The sequence below is a fragment of the Ruegeria sp. Ofav3-42 genome (genome assembly GCF_022347725.1).
In the GTDB taxonomy this organism is placed as follows: domain Bacteria; phylum Pseudomonadota; class Alphaproteobacteria; order Rhodobacterales; family Rhodobacteraceae; genus Ruegeria.
In genome coordinates this window covers 186540-204228 of the sequence record NZ_JAKRGB010000009.1, presented here as the reverse complement: position 1 = coordinate 204228, position 17689 = coordinate 186540, and the positions used below count along the sequence as shown (strand labels likewise).

General features: G+C 57.0%; 16 protein-coding genes. 12 read left to right on the top strand and 4 right to left on the bottom strand.

The genetic code is table 11. The features are described 5' to 3' along the window. The first annotated feature begins 337 nt into the window (after window positions 1-337). Together MHN28_RS25045 and MHN28_RS14940 are read left to right on the top strand one after the other, a co-directional pair. Window positions 338-460: a GTP-binding protein gene (locus tag MHN28_RS25045; protein WP_370645727.1), complete on the top strand. Its 123-nt coding sequence runs from the start codon at window positions 338-340 to the stop codon at window positions 458-460. A 358-nt stretch (window positions 461-818) separates the two neighbouring features. Then, window positions 819-1325 carry a metalloregulator ArsR/SmtB family transcription factor gene (locus MHN28_RS14940; protein WP_239343033.1) on the top strand — a complete coding sequence of 169 codons (507 nt, stop codon included), beginning with the start codon at window positions 819-821 and terminating at the stop codon, window positions 1323-1325. A gap of 193 nt (window positions 1326-1518) precedes the next feature. Here the strand turns inward: MHN28_RS14940 and MHN28_RS14935 are convergent, their stop codons facing one another. Next, on the bottom strand, window positions 1519-2535 hold the full coding sequence (locus MHN28_RS14935; protein WP_239343031.1) for an AraC family transcriptional regulator: 1017 nt from the start codon (window positions 2533-2535) through the stop codon (window positions 1519-1521). Window positions 2536-2678: 143 nt separating this feature from the next. Between MHN28_RS14935 and MHN28_RS14930 the strand changes: the two genes are divergently transcribed. From MHN28_RS14930 to MHN28_RS14895, 8 genes are all read left to right on the top strand, one after another. Beyond that, a complete protein-coding gene (locus MHN28_RS14930) occupies window positions 2679-4076 on the top strand; it encodes an amidohydrolase family protein (protein ID WP_239343020.1) in 1398 nt (465 codons plus the stop codon). A 45-nt stretch (window positions 4077-4121) separates the two neighbouring features. Then, the gene (locus MHN28_RS14925) at window positions 4122-4886 is read left to right on the top strand and encodes a DUF3299 domain-containing protein (protein ID WP_239343018.1); all 765 of its coding nucleotides are present in this window, start codon (window positions 4122-4124) and stop codon (window positions 4884-4886) included. After that, window positions 4883-6061: a carbohydrate porin gene (locus MHN28_RS14920; RefSeq protein WP_239343016.1), complete on the top strand. Its 1179-nt coding sequence runs from the start codon at window positions 4883-4885 to the stop codon at window positions 6059-6061. The genes MHN28_RS14925 and MHN28_RS14920 overlap by 4 nt, the downstream gene beginning before the upstream one ends. 439 nt (window positions 6062-6500) lie before the next feature. Then, window positions 6501-7847: a substrate-binding protein gene (locus MHN28_RS14915; protein WP_239343006.1), complete on the top strand. Its 1347-nt coding sequence runs from the start codon at window positions 6501-6503 to the stop codon at window positions 7845-7847. Between the two features lie 112 nt (window positions 7848-7959). Beyond that, a complete protein-coding gene (locus MHN28_RS14910) occupies window positions 7960-8991 on the top strand; it encodes a branched-chain amino acid ABC transporter permease (RefSeq protein ID WP_239343004.1) in 1032 nt (343 codons plus the stop codon). A 3-nt stretch (window positions 8992-8994) separates the two neighbouring features. Further along, entirely contained in the window at window positions 8995-10200 is a 1206-nt protein-coding gene (locus MHN28_RS14905) for a branched-chain amino acid ABC transporter permease (protein WP_239343002.1), read from the top strand. An 11-nt stretch (window positions 10201-10211) separates the two neighbouring features. Continuing rightward, a complete protein-coding gene (locus MHN28_RS14900; protein WP_239343000.1) occupies window positions 10212-10967 on the top strand; it encodes an ABC transporter ATP-binding protein in 756 nt (251 codons plus the stop codon). Window positions 10968-10976: 9 nt separating this feature from the next. Further along, entirely contained in the window at window positions 10977-11732 is a 756-nt protein-coding gene (locus MHN28_RS14895) for an ABC transporter ATP-binding protein (RefSeq protein ID WP_239342998.1), read from the top strand. A 357-nt stretch (window positions 11733-12089) separates the two neighbouring features. On the opposite strand, the gene gph is transcribed toward MHN28_RS14895, so the two are convergent. Then, the gene (gene gph / locus MHN28_RS14890) at window positions 12090-12764 is read right to left on the bottom strand and encodes a phosphoglycolate phosphatase (protein ID WP_239342996.1); all 675 of its coding nucleotides are present in this window, start codon (window positions 12762-12764) and stop codon (window positions 12090-12092) included. A 225-nt stretch (window positions 12765-12989) separates the two neighbouring features. Here gph and hemP point away from each other — a divergent pair, with 225 nt between their 5' ends. Further along, window positions 12990-13157 (top strand): hemin uptake protein HemP, encoded by a 168-nt coding sequence (gene hemP / locus MHN28_RS14885; protein WP_239342994.1) that lies wholly within the window; start codon window positions 12990-12992, stop codon window positions 13155-13157. Continuing rightward, on the top strand, window positions 13154-13630 hold the full coding sequence (locus MHN28_RS14880) for a hypothetical protein (protein ID WP_239342975.1): 477 nt from the start codon (window positions 13154-13156) through the stop codon (window positions 13628-13630). The genes hemP and MHN28_RS14880 overlap by 4 nt, the downstream gene beginning before the upstream one ends. A 52-nt stretch (window positions 13631-13682) precedes the next feature. Here MHN28_RS14880 and MHN28_RS14875 read toward each other — a convergent pair whose 3' ends face one another. Both MHN28_RS14875 and MHN28_RS14870 read right to left on the bottom strand, forming a co-directional pair. Continuing rightward, entirely contained in the window at window positions 13683-16748 is a 3066-nt protein-coding gene (locus tag MHN28_RS14875) for an aminotransferase class III-fold pyridoxal phosphate-dependent enzyme (protein ID WP_239342973.1), read from the bottom strand. A gap of 12 nt (window positions 16749-16760) precedes the next feature. Beyond that, on the bottom strand, window positions 16761-17633 hold the full coding sequence (locus tag MHN28_RS14870; RefSeq protein WP_239342962.1) for an NAD(P)-dependent oxidoreductase: 873 nt from the start codon (window positions 17631-17633) through the stop codon (window positions 16761-16763). Window positions 17634-17689: the final 56 nt, after the last annotated feature.

The window sequence follows — 17689 nt, the reverse complement described above, 5'->3', positions numbered from 1 at the left end:
AACGGCTCTGATGCCCGCGCTGGTTGCCATCCACCTTGGATCGGTCCTGACATTTTTCTTGCTCATGCCCTATACCAAGATGGCACATGGGTTCTATCGGCTTGCTGCTCTCATCAGGGATGCGCAAAGAAAGAGAGGGGTTTAACGGCCCGGCATGGACGAGTTCAGACCGGAACGCCGTTCGGCCTGTCCTGGATTGCGCCGAAAGCGATACAAACTGAACTTATAACACTGCCCTCTGGTGGAGCGCGTTTTCATCATGACAACCGCATCGGCTTGGCTTCCATTGAAGTGTCAGACCCGATCCCGGCAGGCGTTTTTTGATTTCTGACTCGATATCCTGATTGCCCTCAAAGGTCCGAACATCCTTCGGATGAAGGGGATTGTACATGTCCGGGGTATGGAGTGGCCCTTTGTGTTTCACGGTGTGCAGCACATATTCGACGCCCCGTCCCCCTAAAGTCTTGGAGCAGTGATGAAACGACCAGCTGAGTGGTTGTTATGGCGCGCGACATCGATAAGGGTGATTTGAAGACCAGCCTGGAAATCCTGCGTGTACATTCCCAAGAGCTTGAAGCGCGCCGACGGTATGATGGTCCACACCACCGAGACATCTGTCTGACAGCGTGATTCACATGACCGCAACGGGCAGGATTTGTCGCCTTCCGGTTTTGGGCCTGTCCATCAGGGTGGAGCGCCAGATGGACAGGCACAACAATCGCCTTTTTCCATATTCTAGGGAATGTAATCAGTTCGCAAAAGCCTGACTGAGCGGCAGAAGTTGGGCAACAATCGAACAATCGTTTAAGTGTTTAATCATGAAGATTCGTTGCCTTCATCTCGATCAAACGACCCAGCTGACAGAGACCTTTGGGCTCCTGGCGGATCCGACACGATTGTCGATTGTGATTGCCTGCAAGGACGGTGAACGGTCCGCGGGTGACATAGCTGACAGTCTGGGCGTTTCTGCATCGCTGACCAGCCATCACCTCCGACTGCTTCGCTCCGCCCGGATTCTGAAATCTGACAGGCGTGGCAAACAAGTCTTTTACGCGATGGCAGATGCATGTGTGCACAGCGTCTTGACGATTATGATCGATCACCTGTTCACGCACGACCACGAAGTTACTGATGAAACCTGGCAAAGGGGAAAACCAGTGCCGACCGTTACTCAACAAAAATGTGCCTGTGACGATTGCGTTTGCATCGTCGAAATCAAAGACGCCGTCAAAAAGGAAGACCGTAACTATTGCAGCGAGGCATGCGCCAACGGGCATCCTGATGGTTCGGGGTGCGGCCATTCAGGCTGCAAGTGCCACGGCTGACGTGAATTCAAAACACTGATTTTTTTAGATTGCGTACTAAATGAATAGCAGCGCGTTCAACCGCGCTGCTCGACAGGGATCGTGCGGTCCACGCCTTGTTTCCTGCTTTTGTGAGTTGCGAACAAGTAAGGGCGGGATTTGATTGGTCAGAATGAACCACCGGCATCTTAAACCCGACCGATCAGCTTAAATTTTACTTTGCAAGACTCGTGTCCGCTCGAAACTGTGTCGGTGTCATACCCGTCTGACCTCGAAAAAACCGGGTGAAGTGGGACTTGTCTGAGTATCCCAACAGAAGGCCGATTTCGGCGATGGTTTTTCGGTTCTGGTTCAGGTGTTCTTTGGCTACATCTATTTTCAGGTGTTTGATTTCGCGGGGCAGTGTCGTGCCTTGTTGCTGTAGCACCTTCAAAAACCGATCCGTCTGTATGCCCAGCAGACCGGAAACAACCTGTGGCCCCAGATCCGCTTCGTCCAATTTGTCGCGTAATACAGATCGAATGGCCGCGACGACGGTGATCTCTTCTTCGTGCTGGGCGGTTATCGGGGGATTGGCCGCCACACCAGGAGCCTGTGCCTTGAACAACCAGTCCACCGGGAAGTTGATCTGCATTCCGGGTGAGGTCCCAAGGCTAACCTCGATCCCTTTGTATCCGACTGGAACGCCGTTGATGTAGCGGCTTTCCCATCGCACGACCGACGGGTCCCAGGCCCGTCCAACCACAGTTTGTAGCAGCCTCACGTAAATCGCGGCTCCAAATCCAGTTACCTGTACGGGTGGTACGGCCGGTTCCTGCTGCCGTTCAATCTGATAGGTCGCTCTGTCCGCGTCGACGATCAGCCGGTGCCGAACCGAGCTGGATTCTTGCGGGACAATTTGCACAAAGCGGGCAAAGAACTCAAAGAGTGACTTTGAAGACTGCCGGGCCTGAGCGAATGGTGGCCATGCTTGCAGGTCGAACGTTTCCCCAACATGAAGGCCAAGGAAACGGTCACCCGCCAAGTCCGAAAAGGCGTTGATAAGCCCGAATACCAACTCGGAATGTACGTAGACTGATGGGTCGGACAAAAGCTCGGCCTGAAGACCCACTTGGTCCAAAGCTGGTCGTGGGTCAATCTGGCGCTCGCTGAGGTATCGCAAAAACGGCTCCGCCAGGGCGAGCCGAATGAAGCCTTCGCTTTGGCCTTGCGGGATCGTGTTGAGGGGCACGGGTAAATACCTCCGGTTCAAGCAACTTGTCTGAGTGTGTTGCCACTTTTTGAACTACATTCGAACATCCGAATAAAAAAGTGGCAACCCGGTCGGAAGATTTCGAACTAGCATTACAACATCTGAATTTATTGAGGTTTCCCATGACCGGATTTCGCAACGCTCGGTACTCGGCCGCGCTCTTCGCAGTTGTGTGTTGTTTTGGATCGCCAGTGCTGGCTCAGAATGCGGAGCCACCACAAACCTTGTTCACCAACGTGCATGTATTTGACGGCGTGAATGAGCAGCGAGTTGAGAATGCAAACGTGTTGGTCGAGGGCAACCTGATCAAGACAGTTTCGACCGAAGCCATTGATGCGCCGGAAGCCACGGTTATTGACGGCTCGGGCCGCACGCTGACACCTGGTTTCATCGAAAACCACGCGCATTTGATGCTGCCGGGACCAACGATCCCGGCGATGGAGTCAAACAGCACCTGGGAAGACCTTGCAATTCACGGCACCAAAATGGCCGAAATGTACCTGATGCAAGGTTTTACAACCGTGCGCGACGCGGGAGGGGCAAACGGAGGCCTGCGCCGGGCCATCGATGCGGGGCAGATCCTCGGCCCCCGGTTTTATCCTTCGGCAGCATTTCTTGGCAGTCGCGGCGGGCACGCGGATTTCGCGAGCTTCACATCCCCTCCGGGGGCAGAAACAAACTTCAGTCGACTGAACATGGCGCAGCAAATCGACAGCGTTGACGACATGAACAAATACGCGCGCAACAATTTTCGAATGGGCGCGACACAGCTAAAGTTCATGCAGTCTGGCGGAGTGGTTTCTGCATTTGACCCATGGCAGCTTTTGGCTGGATCACCAGAGGAGCTTGAAGCCATCGTTCGTGTGGCGAACGAATACGAAAGCTACGTGATGGCGCACTCTTATAGGAAAGTCACGATTATGAATGCCCTGAACGCGGGAGTTAAGTCTATCGAACACGGCTTTATGTTCGACTGCGAAATCTCGGCGCTAATGAATGAAAAGGGGGCATACATCACGACGAACCTTACGGCTTTTGACCCTAACCTGTTTGAAGTGCCCGCCGTGCGTGACGTTCCCTCTAGTCTGGCTAAGGCAAAATCGGCGACGCAAGCTTTTGGCGGGTATATCGACAATATGAATGAATGCCCTGCAAAGCGGGGATTTCACACGGATTGTGTTGGAACTGTCGATGCGTGCAATATCCAAATTGCGTATGAAAAACACCTCAACAACGAATTCTTCGGTCCCCATGCTTCGTTGGTTGCCATGACATCCACAGGGGGCGAGATTGCAGCGTTGTCAGGCCCGTTTATGAACCCCTATCTCGACGGCAAACTGGGTGTGATTGAAGAAGGGGCATATGCCGATATCCTGTTGATCGACGGCAACCCGCTCGAGGATTTCTCGGTCGTGGGCACAGGGGATCAGTGGTTTGGGGCGGACCCAAGACCAGATAGCCCTGAAACCATTCGACTGATCATGAAAGACGGTGTGATATACAAAAATACGCTGAACTGAATTAATGTGGCTGTACCGCATCAGGCAATGCTACGGAGGGCGCGGATGAAAACCTTGTATGGGATTGTCGCTGTTATTGCGCTGGCTTTGGCCGGGCCTGATGTCGATGCGGCCCCCGGCGTGGCTGTGGACTGGTCCGATCTGCCAGACCCTTCCGTGCAGGTTTTTGAAGATCCATATCGCGATCTTAGCCCCGAACAGTTCGATGATGTGCTTTTCGTAGTGCGATTGCGTGGCAGGTTGCAACAGGACGGCGGCAGCGCTGAAGAACGGCAAAAATGGCAGGACCTCCTGACCGAAACCGAAGACGCTCTGGCGGGGGGCGGTATCGATATCGACTGGCTGCTTGATCAGCGGCAAGTTGTGACCGAGCGACGGAAGAAAGCCGGAACAGCTGGCAATCCGCAATTTGATGGTCAGACGGTGACGCTGGCCGGTTTTGCTATTCCGGCTCCGGCGGATGCGGATGGTCGGCCAGTCGCTTACCTGGTGCCGGAACGAGGAATGTGCAGCCACTTGCCTCCGCCTCCGCCAAATCAGATGATACGCGTGCGGCTGAATGATGACTGGGTGCCCAGCTATTTCCACGAGCCCGTGCGTCTGACCGGGACACTGTCCATTGATCCGTCAGATCAAAGAATGATGGTCGTTGATGGCCTCATGCCCATGCGCGCCACTTTCAGGCTGGACACCGACAGCGTCGAGACTCTGGAGTCTCGGGATGACCGATTGGAATGGACGCAAAGCGTGGCTGACCGCATTCGTGCTGCGGGCCATCGTAAAATGGGTGGAGCCAAGGCACCCGAATGATGCGTCTACTTATTGCAGCTCTTCTGCTTGCCTGTGCGGACATCGCGTCGGCGCAAGGACTATCCGGGCCGTCGTCGGTTCAGGCCGACCTCGAACCCGGTGACGGTCTGACCGACCCGCAGTACCGCTCGGATTTCCCGCGCAACATCGCCCCGCGGTGGTTTGAGTGGAAAGATCGTTTGGCCGAAGGTGGGTTTCGGTTCAATTTCGATTATTTGGCACTTGGCCAATCCACAAACGCTGATCAGGGAACCGGCGAAGCAGCCAGCGGGATCGCGCGTTTCTATGGCAGCTGGCAGGCGACCGAACGCGGATCACTAACTTTCAAAGTTGAGCATCGCCACAGCTATACGGATGTCGCCCCTCAATTCCTCGGACTTGATGGCGGTGCACTGTCCATCACGGGGACGGCCTTTAACGATAGCGGCTTGCTGCTGACCAACCTGTTCTGGACGCAAAGGGCAGATGATGGCGCGTGGACCTTGCAGATCGGCCAGATCGACGTCACCGATTTCGTCGATGTGTATGGTCTGGTTAGTCCGTACAGCGGCTTCCAGAACCTTGCCTTCAATACCAACCCGACGATCAACGCGCCAAACCCGGGATTGGGGATTGCCGGAGGGCTCAAGTTAAGCAGCAACTTATATGCTGTGGCTAGCGTGGCCGATGCAAATGCAGATCCGTCGGACCCGAATTTCGACGTGTTCAGCGATGGCAATCTGTTCAAGTCGCTGGAGCTTGGGTACACATCCAGCTTTGACCGCATCTATTTTGACAACGTTCACCTTACCCTTTGGCACGCGGATGCTGCTGACGATGGTAGCCGCGCCGAAGACTACGGAGCGGCCTTTTCCGCCGCCTGGTTCGTGAACAACACATGGATGCCGTTCTTCCGAGCCGGAGCCGCCAAGGGAACTGCCGCGCTTTACGACCGGTCCGTCTCGGCCGGGATCGGCTATTTTGGCCGTAACACGGACCTTGCCGGATTGGGTCTGAACTGGGCCGAAGCGCGTGGCATCGACGGTGATCAGTTCACTTTGGAAGCCTTCTATCGGTTCTCGATTTCACCGGGCCTTCAGATCACGCCTTCGCTGCAGTTCATTGAGAACCCATTGTTGAACCCGGCGCAATCCAGCGTCACTTTAGTCGGCCTGCGAACACGGATCGTGTTTTGATTTTGCAGGCGCAAGAAGGGTCAGAAAATCAGATGATCGTTGTGTTCTCTCTCTAGCGTGACGCGCTGGGCTGCCGTGCCAATTGACTGGCGGCCCGGTTCAAACGGGCAATCGGGAAGTATCGTATTGACGCTTTACGGCGGGGCAGCATTTAGCTAGGTGTCCGGGCATACAGTGCCGTTCCAGTTTTCGTCCAATTTGACGCAAGGCAAAATTCACGGCTAACCATTTGCCGTCAATCATATTTTGAGAGCGGCAAACCAAAAATTTACAAAAAACTTGAATATTTGTTCATTTGTTTACACAACATTCTTTCATTTTTAACAGGTTATTGAGAATTTTTCAGAACCCCCTCCATACTCAAGATGCGCAGAACTGCGCTTTTTTCGTCCAGCGGAAGAGGAGCCAATGGACGAAAATTGGGAAATGGGAGGAATTAATGACTAATAAATCTGTCACACGCCGCGGCGTGTTGAAGTCTGGTGCCGTCGCGGGCACGGGTCTGGCCCTGCCAACGATCTTTACGGCTTCGTCGGCCGCCGCGTTCACCAATGAACCTACCGGGTCTTCGGTTGTCCTGGGCTTCAACGTCCCGCAAACCGGACCGTATGCCGAAGAAGGGAATGACGAGCTTCTGGCGCAACAGCTGGCGGTCGAACATCTGAATGGCGAAGGCGACGGCGGTTGCCTGAATACGTTCTCGTCCAAGGCGCTTCAGGGCAACGGCATCCTCGGCAAGAAGGTCGAGTTTGTTACCGGCGACACTCAGACCAAATCGGACGCAGCGCGCGCATCGGCCAAGTCGATGATCGAGAAAGACGGCGCGATCATGATCAACGGTGGTTCGTCCTCGGGCGTGGCTGTTGCGGTTCAGGGTCTTTGCCAAGAGGCGGGCGTGATATTCATGGCCGGTCTGACCCATGCAAACGACACTACGGGCAAGGACAAGAAGGCAAACGGGTTCCGCCATTTCTTCAACGCCTACATGTCGGGTGCTGCTTTGGCTCCGGTGCTGGCGGCTGAGATGGGCAACGAGCGTCGTGCCTATCACCTGACTGCCGACTACAACTGGGGCTGGACTCAGGAAGAGTCGATCGTGGCCTCGACCGAAGCCTTGGGATGGGAGACGGTCAACACGGTCAAGACACCACTCGCGTCAACGGACTTCTCGTCCTACATCGCTCCGGTTCTGAACTCGGGTGCGGACGTATTGGTTCTGAACCACTATGGCGGCAACATGGTGAACTCGCTGACCAACGCGATCCAGTTCGGCCTGCTCGACAAGGTTGCAAACGGCAAAGACTTCAAGATTGTCGTGCCGCTCTATTCCGAACTGATGGCCGCGGGTGCCGGCGAGAACATCAAGGGCGTGCTGGGTTCGATGAACTGGAACTGGCAGCTGCAGGATGAGGGTACAAAAGCCTTCGTGAAATCCTTTGGCGAGAAATATGGCAAGCCACCTTCGAACTCCGCGCAGACCTGCTATGCACAGACGCTGCTCTATGCGGATGCGGTTGAACGTGCCGGCACCTTCAACCCGTGCGGTGTTGTCGAAGCTCTGGAAGACTTCGAGTTCGACGGCTTGGGCAATGGTCCGACCTGGTATCGTGGTGCGGACCACCAGTGCTTCAAGGATGTGTTGGTTGTGCGGGGTAACGAGAACCCGACCAACGAATACGACACGCTTGAAATCGTCGAGATCACGCCGCGTGCGCAGGTCGAGTACGATCCCGAGCACCCGATGTTCGCCGGTGGCGAACTTGGGAAGTGCAACCCGGGCGCGTAAGGCCTTTGGCTGATGTCTGACCGCCGGTTTCGGTGGCCAGACCCCCTGTGGCCGGGGTTTCGGTCCCGGTCATATCCACTCAATTCATGCTGACCAACCCTGAGGTGGGCCAATGGACGCCATCCTACTGCAAATTCTCAACGGTCTGGACAAGGGCTCGGCCTATGCGCTGATTGCGCTGGGTCTGACGCTGATCTTCGGGACGCTGGGCGTCGTGAACTTTGCCCACGGGGCATTGTTCATGATCGGTGCGTTCTGCGCCGTTACTTTGCAAAAACTGCTGAACCTGAGTTTCGTAACTCTGGATGAATCCCAAAAGGACTTTTTGGGTAACCCGCTGAAGGTCGAAACCCCATATGTCGAGGCCTGGTTCGGCCCCGAGGTCGGCGCAACCATCATCGACTGGTCGGTCCCACTGGCCATTCTGTTCGCGATCCCGATCATGCTGCTGGTCGGCTATGTGATGGAGCGCGGGCTGATCAAGCATTTCTACAAGCGCCCCCACGCGGATCAGATCCTCGTGACATTTGGTCTGGCCATCGTCTTGCAGGAAGTGGTCAAGTACTTCTTCGGTGCAAACCCGATCCAGACCCCGCCGCCGGATGCGCTGAGCGGGTCTGTCGATCTGGGCATCATGGTAGGTTTTGATCCCAACGCGATCATCTACCCGATCTGGCGTTTGGTCTATTTCGGCTTTGCTGTGGGCATTATCGGGGCGGTGTTCTCATTCCTGCAATTCACCACCTTCGGCATGGTTGTACGTGCCGGGATGGCGGATAGGGAAACCGTCGGTCTGCTGGGCATCAATATCGACCGCCGGTTTACGATCATGTTCGGCATTGCAGCCGCCGTTGCCGGGCTAGCCGGTGTTATGTACGGGCCGCTCAATCCGCCCAACTACCATATGGGCATGGACTTCCTGGTTCTCAGCTTTGTTGTGGTTGTTGTCGGCGGTATGGGTTCCTTGCCCGGAGCTGTGCTGGCCGGGTTCCTTCTGGGAATTCTCGAAAGCTTTGCCTCGACGACCTGGGCCACGACAACGATCCCAGGCATCAACCAGATCATCATCTACCTTGTCGCCATCATCGTGCTGCTGACGCGTCCGCGCGGATTGATGGGACGAAAAGGCGTGATGGAGGAATAATCAATGTTGGGACTGAACAAAAAAGACACCAGCCTGCTGATCATCGTCGCGCTTCTGACTTTGCTGGCCCCCTTCATCCTGAACCCATTCCCCGAGGGCAGCGCCATGGCACAGTTCAACGCGGGGTATCCGGACCTGATGCAACGCTTCGTGATCTTCGGCATCTTTGCCATCGGGTTCAACATCCTGTTCGGTTTGACCGGGTATCTGTCCTTTGGACACGCGGCCTTTCTGGGTGTTGGGTCCTATTCCGCCGTGTGGATGTTCAAGCTGCTCAGCTATAACGTCATCCCCGCAATCGCGCTGAGCGTTGTAGTCGCGGGCCTGTTCTCGCTGCTCATTGGGTTTGTCAGCCTGCGGCGTTCAGGGATCTATTTCTCGATCCTGACGCTGGCCTTCGCGCAGATGAGCTTTGCGCTGGCCTATTCGGTTCTGTCGAATCCCAAGTTCAACCTGACCAATGGCGAAACCGGTCTGCAGGTCTATGCGGACGATCCCCAAATCCTTCAGGGTGCGAACGCACCAGACCTGCCTCATCTGTTCGGCTTACCTATGCGGGCGACTTACACGATGGACGTGGGGGCATGGAGTTTTGATTTCAACGCGGGCTACTACCTGTGCGCGGTGATCATGATGGTGGTTTTCTACCTGGCCATCCGCATCTTCCGCTCACCCTTCGGCATGATGCTGCGAGCGGTGAAGTCGAACCAGCAGCGGATGAACTATACGGGCCTGAACTCCAAGCCGTACACGTTGGCAGCTTTCGTGATCTCGGGCATGTATGCCGGTCTGGCCGGTGGCCTGATGGCGGCGATGGACCCGCTGGCAGGGGCCGAGCGTATGCAGTGGACCGCTTCGGGTGAGGTGGTGCTGATGACCATTCTTGGCGGCACAGGCACCTTGATCGGTCCGGTTCTGGGCGCAGGCTTCATCAAGTATTTCGAGAACATCTTCTCGAAGATCAACGACAACGTTCTGCATAGTTGGTTTGCTTTCCTGCCCGACGGGCTGGAGGACGCGGTCGTGTTCCTGATCCACCCCTTCATCGGCAAAGGCTGGCACCTGACACTTGGCATCCTGTTCATGCTCGTCGTCATCTATCTGCCGGGTGGCCTTGTCGAAGGCGGTCAGCGGTTGCTGAATTGGTTCAAACGCAAAAAAACAGGCGCCGACGACGCACCGTCGGGCAAAACAGAACCGGCGGAGTAAGGGGCACGACCATGGCAATTCTGAGAGTCAAAGACGTCAGCAAGCGCTTCGGGGGCCTCAAGGCTCTGACCGATGTGAACCTGAGCGTCGAGGAAAACTCGGTTCACGCGATCATCGGGCCGAACGGAGCGGGGAAGTCGACCTTGCTGAACTGTCTGGTGGGCAAGCTTATGCCGGATACCGGATCGGTGCTGTTCGACAACAACTCGGTGCTGGGCCTTGAGCCGTTCCAGATCAACCAGATGGGCATCAGCCGCGTGTTCCAGACGCCCGAGATATTTGGCGAGCTGACGGTAATGGAGAACATGTTAATCCCTATCTTCGCGATGCGGGACGGTGCGTTCCGGATGCACGCCTATGAGACCATTGCTAACGAAAAGGTGGTTGTCGAACAGGCCGAGGCGATGTTGGAAGAGATGAACATGGCCGACAAGCGCGAGATGCACGCCGCCTCGCTGTCGCGTGGTGACAAACGACGGCTGGAGATCGGCATGTGCCTCAGCCAGAATCCGCGGCTGTTGCTGCTGGACGAACCCACGGCGGGCATGGCGCGGGCCGATACCAACAACACAATTGATCTGCTGAAGCAGATTAAGGAAGAGCGTGACATTACCATCGCCATCATCGAGCATGACATGCATGTGGTGTTCAGCCTGGCCGAACGGATCACCGTTCTGGCGCAGGGGACGCCGCTGGTCGAAGACACTCCGGAAAACATCCGTGGAAACCCCAAGGTCCGTGAGGCCTATCTGGGCGAGGCTGCGTAAGGAAAAGCTATGAACGAGAAACCTGACTTTTCAAAAAACGCCAACAGGGCCAGCACCGCCCCCGCGTTTCTGTCGGTGTGGGACATGCATTCCTACTATGGCGAAAGCTACATTGTGCAGGGCGTCAGCTTTAACGTGCACGAGGGCGAAATCCTCGCTTTACTGGGCCGCAACGGGGCGGGCAAAACCTCGACTTTGCGGTCCATTGCGCGGGTAGGTGAACCCGAAGTGCGCCATGGCGAGATATGGCTTGACCACCAACCGTTGCACAAAATGGCAAGTTACGAGGCCGCTGCCGCAGGTTTGGGTCTGGTGCCCGAGGACCGCCGCATCATCCCCGGGCTAACCGTCGAGGAAAACCTGCAGCTCGCTCAGATAGCACCGCCGGTCGGCTGGTCGCTGGAACGGTTGTATGAGTTGTTCCCAAGACTGGGTGAACGCCGCAAGCAAGAGGGCGTGACGCTTTCAGGCGGCGAACAGCAGATGCTGTCCATTGCCCGTGCGCTGGCGCGGGATATCAAGGTGCTGTTGCTGGATGAACCTTATGAGGGTTTGGCGCCGGTGATCGTGGACGAGATCGAAAAGACGCTGATCCACGTCAAGCAACAGGGCATGACAACCATTATCGTCGAGCAGAACGCTGTTCGCGCGCTTGAACTGGCCGATCGTGCGATCATCCTGGATACCGGGAGCATCGTATTCGATGGCTTGGCAAGTGAAGTTCTCGATAACGCGCAGCTGCGCGAAGAGTATCTGGCGATCTGAGCCCGTACGGGCGGTCGATCTAGGACGAAGTTCTGGAAAGCAGAAACGCGGGGTGGATTTTCCACCCCGCTTTTTCGTCTGCAGGCTTCCGAAATTTCCCGGCTGTCCAGGCGTGTTGACCGGTTTTTTGCCAAAAAACAACAAAAAGGCAAAAAAAATGAACCCAATTTCAATCGGTTCGCTGGGTCTACGGGAATCCCCCAATTCCGAAAATTGGGGCGCTTCGTTAACTTTGAATCATCCAAGGAATTACCGCGGACAATACCACTTTTCCCCGATGAGGGGCTGGCTACTTACCCCCTCGGCCGGCCCCTCAATAACCGGTTCCCCTTTACGGTTTGATCGTTCCGAAGGCCCTCAGGACTCCGTTTCCAATCTCTGAACTGCCTTGATGACAAGTGCGGGCAGTTTTCGCGTGTCGTCATAGCTGAACATGTGCGGGATTTCTGTGACTGCTGTTTTTCGATAGCCTTCGGAAAACAGCAGGAAAGGCACATTTGCCCGCTGTGCGGTTTCCGCATCGACCTCGCTGTCTCCAACAAACAGCCGTGGCCCGGAAGGCGTGACCGCATGAAAACTGGCCTCCAGGTGTGCCGGGTCGGGTTTGCGCGTGGCCAACGTATCACCGCCAAACACCGCATCGAAGTGGTGAGACAGGTCCAACGCCTCTAAAACATGCCGTGCCGGGGCCTCGGGCTTGTTTGTGCAAACGCCCAGAACGCAGCCCATTTCGCGCAGCTGAGTCAGAGCCTTCGGGACGCCAGGGTAGGGAATCGTTTTGTCGCTGGACGCAGCTGAGTAATGGGCCAGGGTCAGCTTGGTAAGCTCCCCATGACGCTCAATCGGCAGGTCATGATGGCGGATCATGCGTTCGACCAGTTTTGGCAGGCCGTTACCAACAAACTGCTTGATCGTTTTTTCCGGCAAGGGGGAGATGCCGATATCCAGCAGAGTCCTGTTCGCGGCTGCAGCGATATCCGGAAGGCTGTCTACAAGGGTTCCGTCCAGATCGAACATGATGGTCGCTGTCATTGCGTTCCCTTTAGGTTGGTAATCATGAGGCAGACCTAACGTGCTTGATTTCTCAGCGCAATCACGTGACTTGGTGAGCGTCGCAGGAAGAGGGCTTGACATACCTGACTAAATTAATCAGATTAGCGCAAAGACCACCACAGCCAACCCAATTCGGGCCAGCCAGATCGTCGAAAACACAAACAGATTAAGGCCTTTCGCCCGAGACCCACTGGAGTTGTCCTGATGAACGTGCAGAACCCGAATCCTAGCCAATCCTACGCGGTATCCATGCTACCGTCCCACAAGGCGGAAGACCTGACCAAAGGTGGCAACCTGGCTCATATCGAGTTGGGCGATCAACTCTACACTCTGCGTATCACACGCGCCGGTAAGCTGATCCTGACGAAATGAGCACGCGACCCTCACGCGGCGGGGCGGCTGTCGGGCGTCTGTCCGACCTCAGCCCGATCGAAGCCGGTGCCGTGATGTATCTGCGTTTGTGGAGCGAAAGCACCCAGGCGCGCGCAGATGCGGCCAGTGACTTCGAAATCGCGCTAGGTCTGGAGCAGGGACGTGCAGCCATGCTGACGCTGGATCGTCTGTGCGGGCTTTGCGCCAACCATGGCCGCCGCCCTTTGATCCGACATGGGTTGGGCTGTTCCTGCCTTGGCGCTGATGAGAACTGTTTTGCGCAAATGATCGCTGCAGCCTCGGAAGGTGCGCGCGAAGACGCCATGATGATGGCTTCGCTGATCGTGCGGCCGGATTATGCGCCAGCCTTGGCATCTCTGTCCGAAGAGCTTGGCATGGTGCTGCGCCGCATGACCGCTTCGGTGCCCTTGCCAACGACCGGTCATCAATCCCCGTCTGCCGTGCTGCATTGAGCAGCCAGCAGGTTTCAAAACCCCGGCTCCCTCGGGCCGGGGTTTTGTCGTCTCAGCAGCAGCCACAACCCGCGTGGTGATGATCGTGATCGCAGACCGGAGTAGGGGTGTGGTCGCCAACCTCGGAAAGCACATCCCGAAGCGCCCATAGGATCATGTCGACATCTTCTGCTTCGATGGTCAATGGGGGGCGAATTTTCAGTGTATTGTCCTTTGGTCCTTCGCTGCCGATCAGAATGCGGTGATCCCGCATCCGGTTCTTGACGTATTTGCAGATCTCGGTGCCCTCAGACCCATCGGGGTTGATCAGTTCCACGCCCAGGAACAGGCCCATGCCGCGCACGTCTCCGACGCATCCAAAGTCGGCGTTGACCTGACGCAGCCCATCCATCAACCGTGCACCCATGATGCGGGCATTGTTCTGCAGGCCTTCGTCATCGACGATGTCCAGAACCTCTTTGCCGATCCGGCAGGACAGGGTCGAGCCGCCGAAGGTCGAGAAGAACTCGATTCCGTTGTCAAAGCTCTCTGCGATGGCTTTGGTTGTGACCAGCACGCCCAGCGGATGGCCGTTACCGATAGGCTTGCCCATAACCACAATATCCGGCAGCGCGCCCTGATGTTCGAAGCCGAAATAGTAATCGCCAAGGCGACCGAGGCCGGTTTGCACTTCATCCGCAATACAGACACCGCCTGCGGCGCGGATTTTCTCATAGACGGCCGGCAAGTATCCCATGGGCGGAATGATCTGACCGCCGACGGATGGGAAAGTCTCTGCAATGAACCCGGCCAGCCTCTGACCTTTGTCTTGCAATGCGGCGATCGCAGGGTCCACCAGATCAGCGAATTTCTGTGCTCGTTCAGTATCATCGCGCTTGAATGAGCCGCGATAATCGTCGGCGACCTCAACCAGTTCGACCCAATCGGCCTGACCAATCCCGCCCGGCTTGTTAAACTTGTAAGCCGAGATTGCCACTGCTGCGTTCGTATTGCCGTGATAACCGTGATCGGGTGTCACAATGCCGTTTGCACCGGTATGTGCCCGGGCCAGCCGCAGGGCAAGTTCGTTTGCCTCGGTGCCAGAATTGACGAAGAAGCAGACCTCGAAATGGTCGGGCAGCTTGGACAGTATCTTGTCGGCGAACGCCGTCTGCGCCGGATGCAGGTAGCGAGTGTTGGAATTCATCCGCTTCAACTGGTCCGCAGCTACGGCCTGAATGCGCGGATGCGCGTGGCCGACATGCGGGACGTTATTATAGGCGTCCAGATATGGACGGCCCCATTCGTCGAACAGGTGGTGTTTCCACCCGCGTACCAGCATGACCGGATCGTCGTAAGTGAGGCTGAGGTTGCCGCCGAAATGGTCACGCCGCCCTTGCAGGATCGCCTGTTTTTCGGTCGGGCGATAGAATACCTTGTCGTCGGGCAGGTTCAGCAGGGCCGCAGGGTTCGGGCAGACGGCGTGCCACAGCTCCATCTCATCCGGGTCGCCGACACCGGGCCAGTCGTTCTGCATGCCGTCAGTTGACAGAGCCAGTTGGAAGTGCACATGCGGGGCCCAGCCGCCGTTTTGCGTGGCATCTCCCAGCCGAGCAAAGGCGGCACCTTGCGCCACGGGATCACCCGGTTTCAACCGGTCACAAACCTCGGGGTCCAAATGACCGTAGAGCGTGTAGAACGGGTCTCCTTCCGGTGTTTCGTGATGCAGGATCACCACCCCACCATAGTCCAGATGTGAATTGCGGTTTTCCACGGCCTCGATCCGGCCGCTCATCGGCGCATGCAGTACGGTTCCAGCCGGCGCGAACACGTCCACGGCCAGATGTACCGTCCGCCGGTCCGATGCCTTCCAAGGCCCTTTGCGAAACGCAGGCTCGGCATAGATCAGACGTGGCTCGTTGTAGTAACCCAGCCAGAGGCCGTCTCCGAACTCCTCACCCACCCGCGCAGCTTCGTCCAGCGGCATGTGGAACGGGTTCTGAGGCCAGGTCGAGTTCTCGACCGACAACGATCCCATCGGTACATCGCTCAGGTCCTGACCAAACATCTCGGCGAACTGACCGCGATGCTCGGACAGATAGGCGTGGATGCGTTCCGCTCCGCCCGTCACCGGCAATCCGCAGGCAGCCCGCAGCCGGGCGGGCATTAGGCCGCCATTGACGGTATCGTTTTCAAGGAACCGCCAGGCGGGGGCCTGGCTGATGGTCACATACGGATCGTCCGGATTCTCGGCCGCCATCAGGGTCGAGTTCACCACTGACACAGCCAACCGCATCCGCAGCAGCGGCCAGATCAGATCAACCTCGTCAGCACGCAACCGGTTTACGGCGTGATAGCCACGGACCAGCGCCGTCAGCGCCCGCTCGGGTTTGGGATGATCCAGAACGATGTACGCGCCGGCAATCGTCAGATCGCAGATGCGCGGAGCGGCGCACATGTCCCCCAAATCGATCAGACCCGAGACTGTCTGGCGCTGCCCCAACTCGCCCTCGACCAAGATGTTATAGTCGTTGGCGTCGTTGTGGATCGCCTGTTTCGGCAGGCCAGCCAGTCGGTCCGAGATAGCATCGAAACCCGCGCAAATCTCTGACAACAGGGCCTGCCGCGCTGCATCGGTGATGGCGTCCAGCTTGTCCGAGATCCAGCCCGCCTGCGTCAGATCCCATTTGAAATCCGGGCGGTGCAACCCAATGTGGGCAAACCGCTCTAATGCCCGGTCTGTCGCGCCCAGAACGCGGCCCAGTTTCATGATCAGTTCTTCGGATTTAGGTGCGGCCTTGGCATAGCATTGACCGGGCAGGCATTCGAGCAGCCAAACAAGCCGGGGCTGGCCGTCCTGATCCGCGATTACGGGCAGAAGCGCGCCACTGATATCCGCGATAACACCGGGGCAGGGCAGCCCGGGTGCCTCTGCGGCGATGTGTTCCAGCGCCTTGACCTGCAGGTCAATGAACTCTGCCTCGCAGCCTGCGCGCATCACCTTGAGCACATAGTCCTGACCATTGGTGGCCTTGACCAGAAAGTTGAGGTCATATTCGCCGTCCAACCGGCTCAATTTGGCCTCAAGCCCCCACTGGGTGCGCAGGGCACGAGCCCAGAAATCCGTCAGTTCAGCCATGTGTCCGATACCTTAGTCCTGCGCGCGCAGGCGTTTGAAAAGAGCAGACGTATCCCAGCGCCCGCCGCCCAGTTTCTGAACGTCCTTGTAGAACTGGTCGACCAACGCAGTGACAGGCAGCGAGGCGCCGGTTTCATTGGCCGTATCCAGACAGATACCCAGATCCTTGCGCATCCAGTCCACAGCAAACCCGTGGTCAAAATGATCGTCGAGCATCGTTTCAAACCGGTTGACCATCTGCCAGCTGCCCGCCGCGCCCTGGCTGATCACTTCGACGACGGAACGCCCGTCCAGCCCCGCTTTTTCGGCAAAGTGCAAGGCTTCGCTGAGGCCCTGTACCAGACCGGCAATGGCAATCTGGTTGCACATCTTGGTTAACTGGCCAGCGCCACTTTCCCCGATACGGCGGCAGATTTTGGAATAGACCTGCATGGCCGGTTCGGCTGCGTCATAGGCTGCCTGATCCCCGCCACACATGATCGACAGAACGCCATTCTCTGCCCCTGCCTGCCCACCCGAGATCGGGGCGTCCACGAGCGCGATGCCAGCTTCTTTTCCGGCTTCGTAAAGTTCATTGGTCACCTTGGCGGAAACAGTCGTGTGATCGACAAAGACCGCGCCGTCGGACATGCCGTGGAATGCACCGTCTTCACTTGTGCAGACCATGCGCAGGTCGTCGTCATTGCCAACACAAGCCATGACGAACTCAGCCCCTTTGGCAGCCTCGCACGGCGTGGTCGCCATAGCGCCACCGTGTTCAGCGACCCAGGCTTCGGCCTTGGCGGCGGTACGGTTGTACACAGTGACTTCGTGACCCGCGGCCTTTAGATGGCCAGCCATGGGATAGCCCATGACGCCCAGGCCAAGGAAAGCAACTTTTGCCATTTGGTGATCCTCTCTGCTGTCCGGCGCCCATCTGGTTCAGCAGGCCGGAATGTTTA

What these genes read in the sequence shown, in the direction of transcription:
- MHN28_RS14940 (WP_239343033.1), top strand. Translation starts at nt 819, where the DNA reads ATGAAGATTCGTTGCCTTCATCTCGATCAAACGACCCAGCTGACAGAG.
- MHN28_RS14930 (WP_239343020.1), top strand. Translation starts at nt 2,679, where the DNA reads ATGACCGGATTTCGCAACGCTCGGTACTCGGCCGCGCTCTTCGCAGTT.
- MHN28_RS14925 (WP_239343018.1), top strand. Translation starts at nt 4,122, where the DNA reads ATGAAAACCTTGTATGGGATTGTCGCTGTTATTGCGCTGGCTTTGGCC.
- MHN28_RS14920 (WP_239343016.1), top strand. Translation starts at nt 4,883, where the DNA reads ATGATGCGTCTACTTATTGCAGCTCTTCTGCTTGCCTGTGCGGACATC.
- MHN28_RS14915 (WP_239343006.1), top strand. Translation starts at nt 6,501, where the DNA reads ATGACTAATAAATCTGTCACACGCCGCGGCGTGTTGAAGTCTGGTGCC.
- MHN28_RS14910 (WP_239343004.1), top strand. Translation starts at nt 7,960, where the DNA reads ATGGACGCCATCCTACTGCAAATTCTCAACGGTCTGGACAAGGGCTCG.
- MHN28_RS14905 (WP_239343002.1), top strand. Translation starts at nt 8,995, where the DNA reads ATGTTGGGACTGAACAAAAAAGACACCAGCCTGCTGATCATCGTCGCG.
- MHN28_RS14900 (WP_239343000.1), top strand. Translation starts at nt 10,212, where the DNA reads ATGGCAATTCTGAGAGTCAAAGACGTCAGCAAGCGCTTCGGGGGCCTC.
- MHN28_RS14895 (WP_239342998.1), top strand. Translation starts at nt 10,977, where the DNA reads ATGAACGAGAAACCTGACTTTTCAAAAAACGCCAACAGGGCCAGCACC.
- gph (WP_239342996.1), bottom strand. Translation starts at nt 12,764, where the DNA reads ATGACAGCGACCATCATGTTCGATCTGGACGGAACCCTTGTAGACAGC.
- hemP (WP_239342994.1), top strand. Translation starts at nt 12,990, where the DNA reads ATGAACGTGCAGAACCCGAATCCTAGCCAATCCTACGCGGTATCCATG.
- MHN28_RS14880 (WP_239342975.1), top strand. Translation starts at nt 13,154, where the DNA reads ATGAGCACGCGACCCTCACGCGGCGGGGCGGCTGTCGGGCGTCTGTCC.
- MHN28_RS14875 (WP_239342973.1), bottom strand. Translation starts at nt 16,748, where the DNA reads ATGGCTGAACTGACGGATTTCTGGGCTCGTGCCCTGCGCACCCAGTGG.
- MHN28_RS14870 (WP_239342962.1), bottom strand. Translation starts at nt 17,633, where the DNA reads ATGGCAAAAGTTGCTTTCCTTGGCCTGGGCGTCATGGGCTATCCCATG.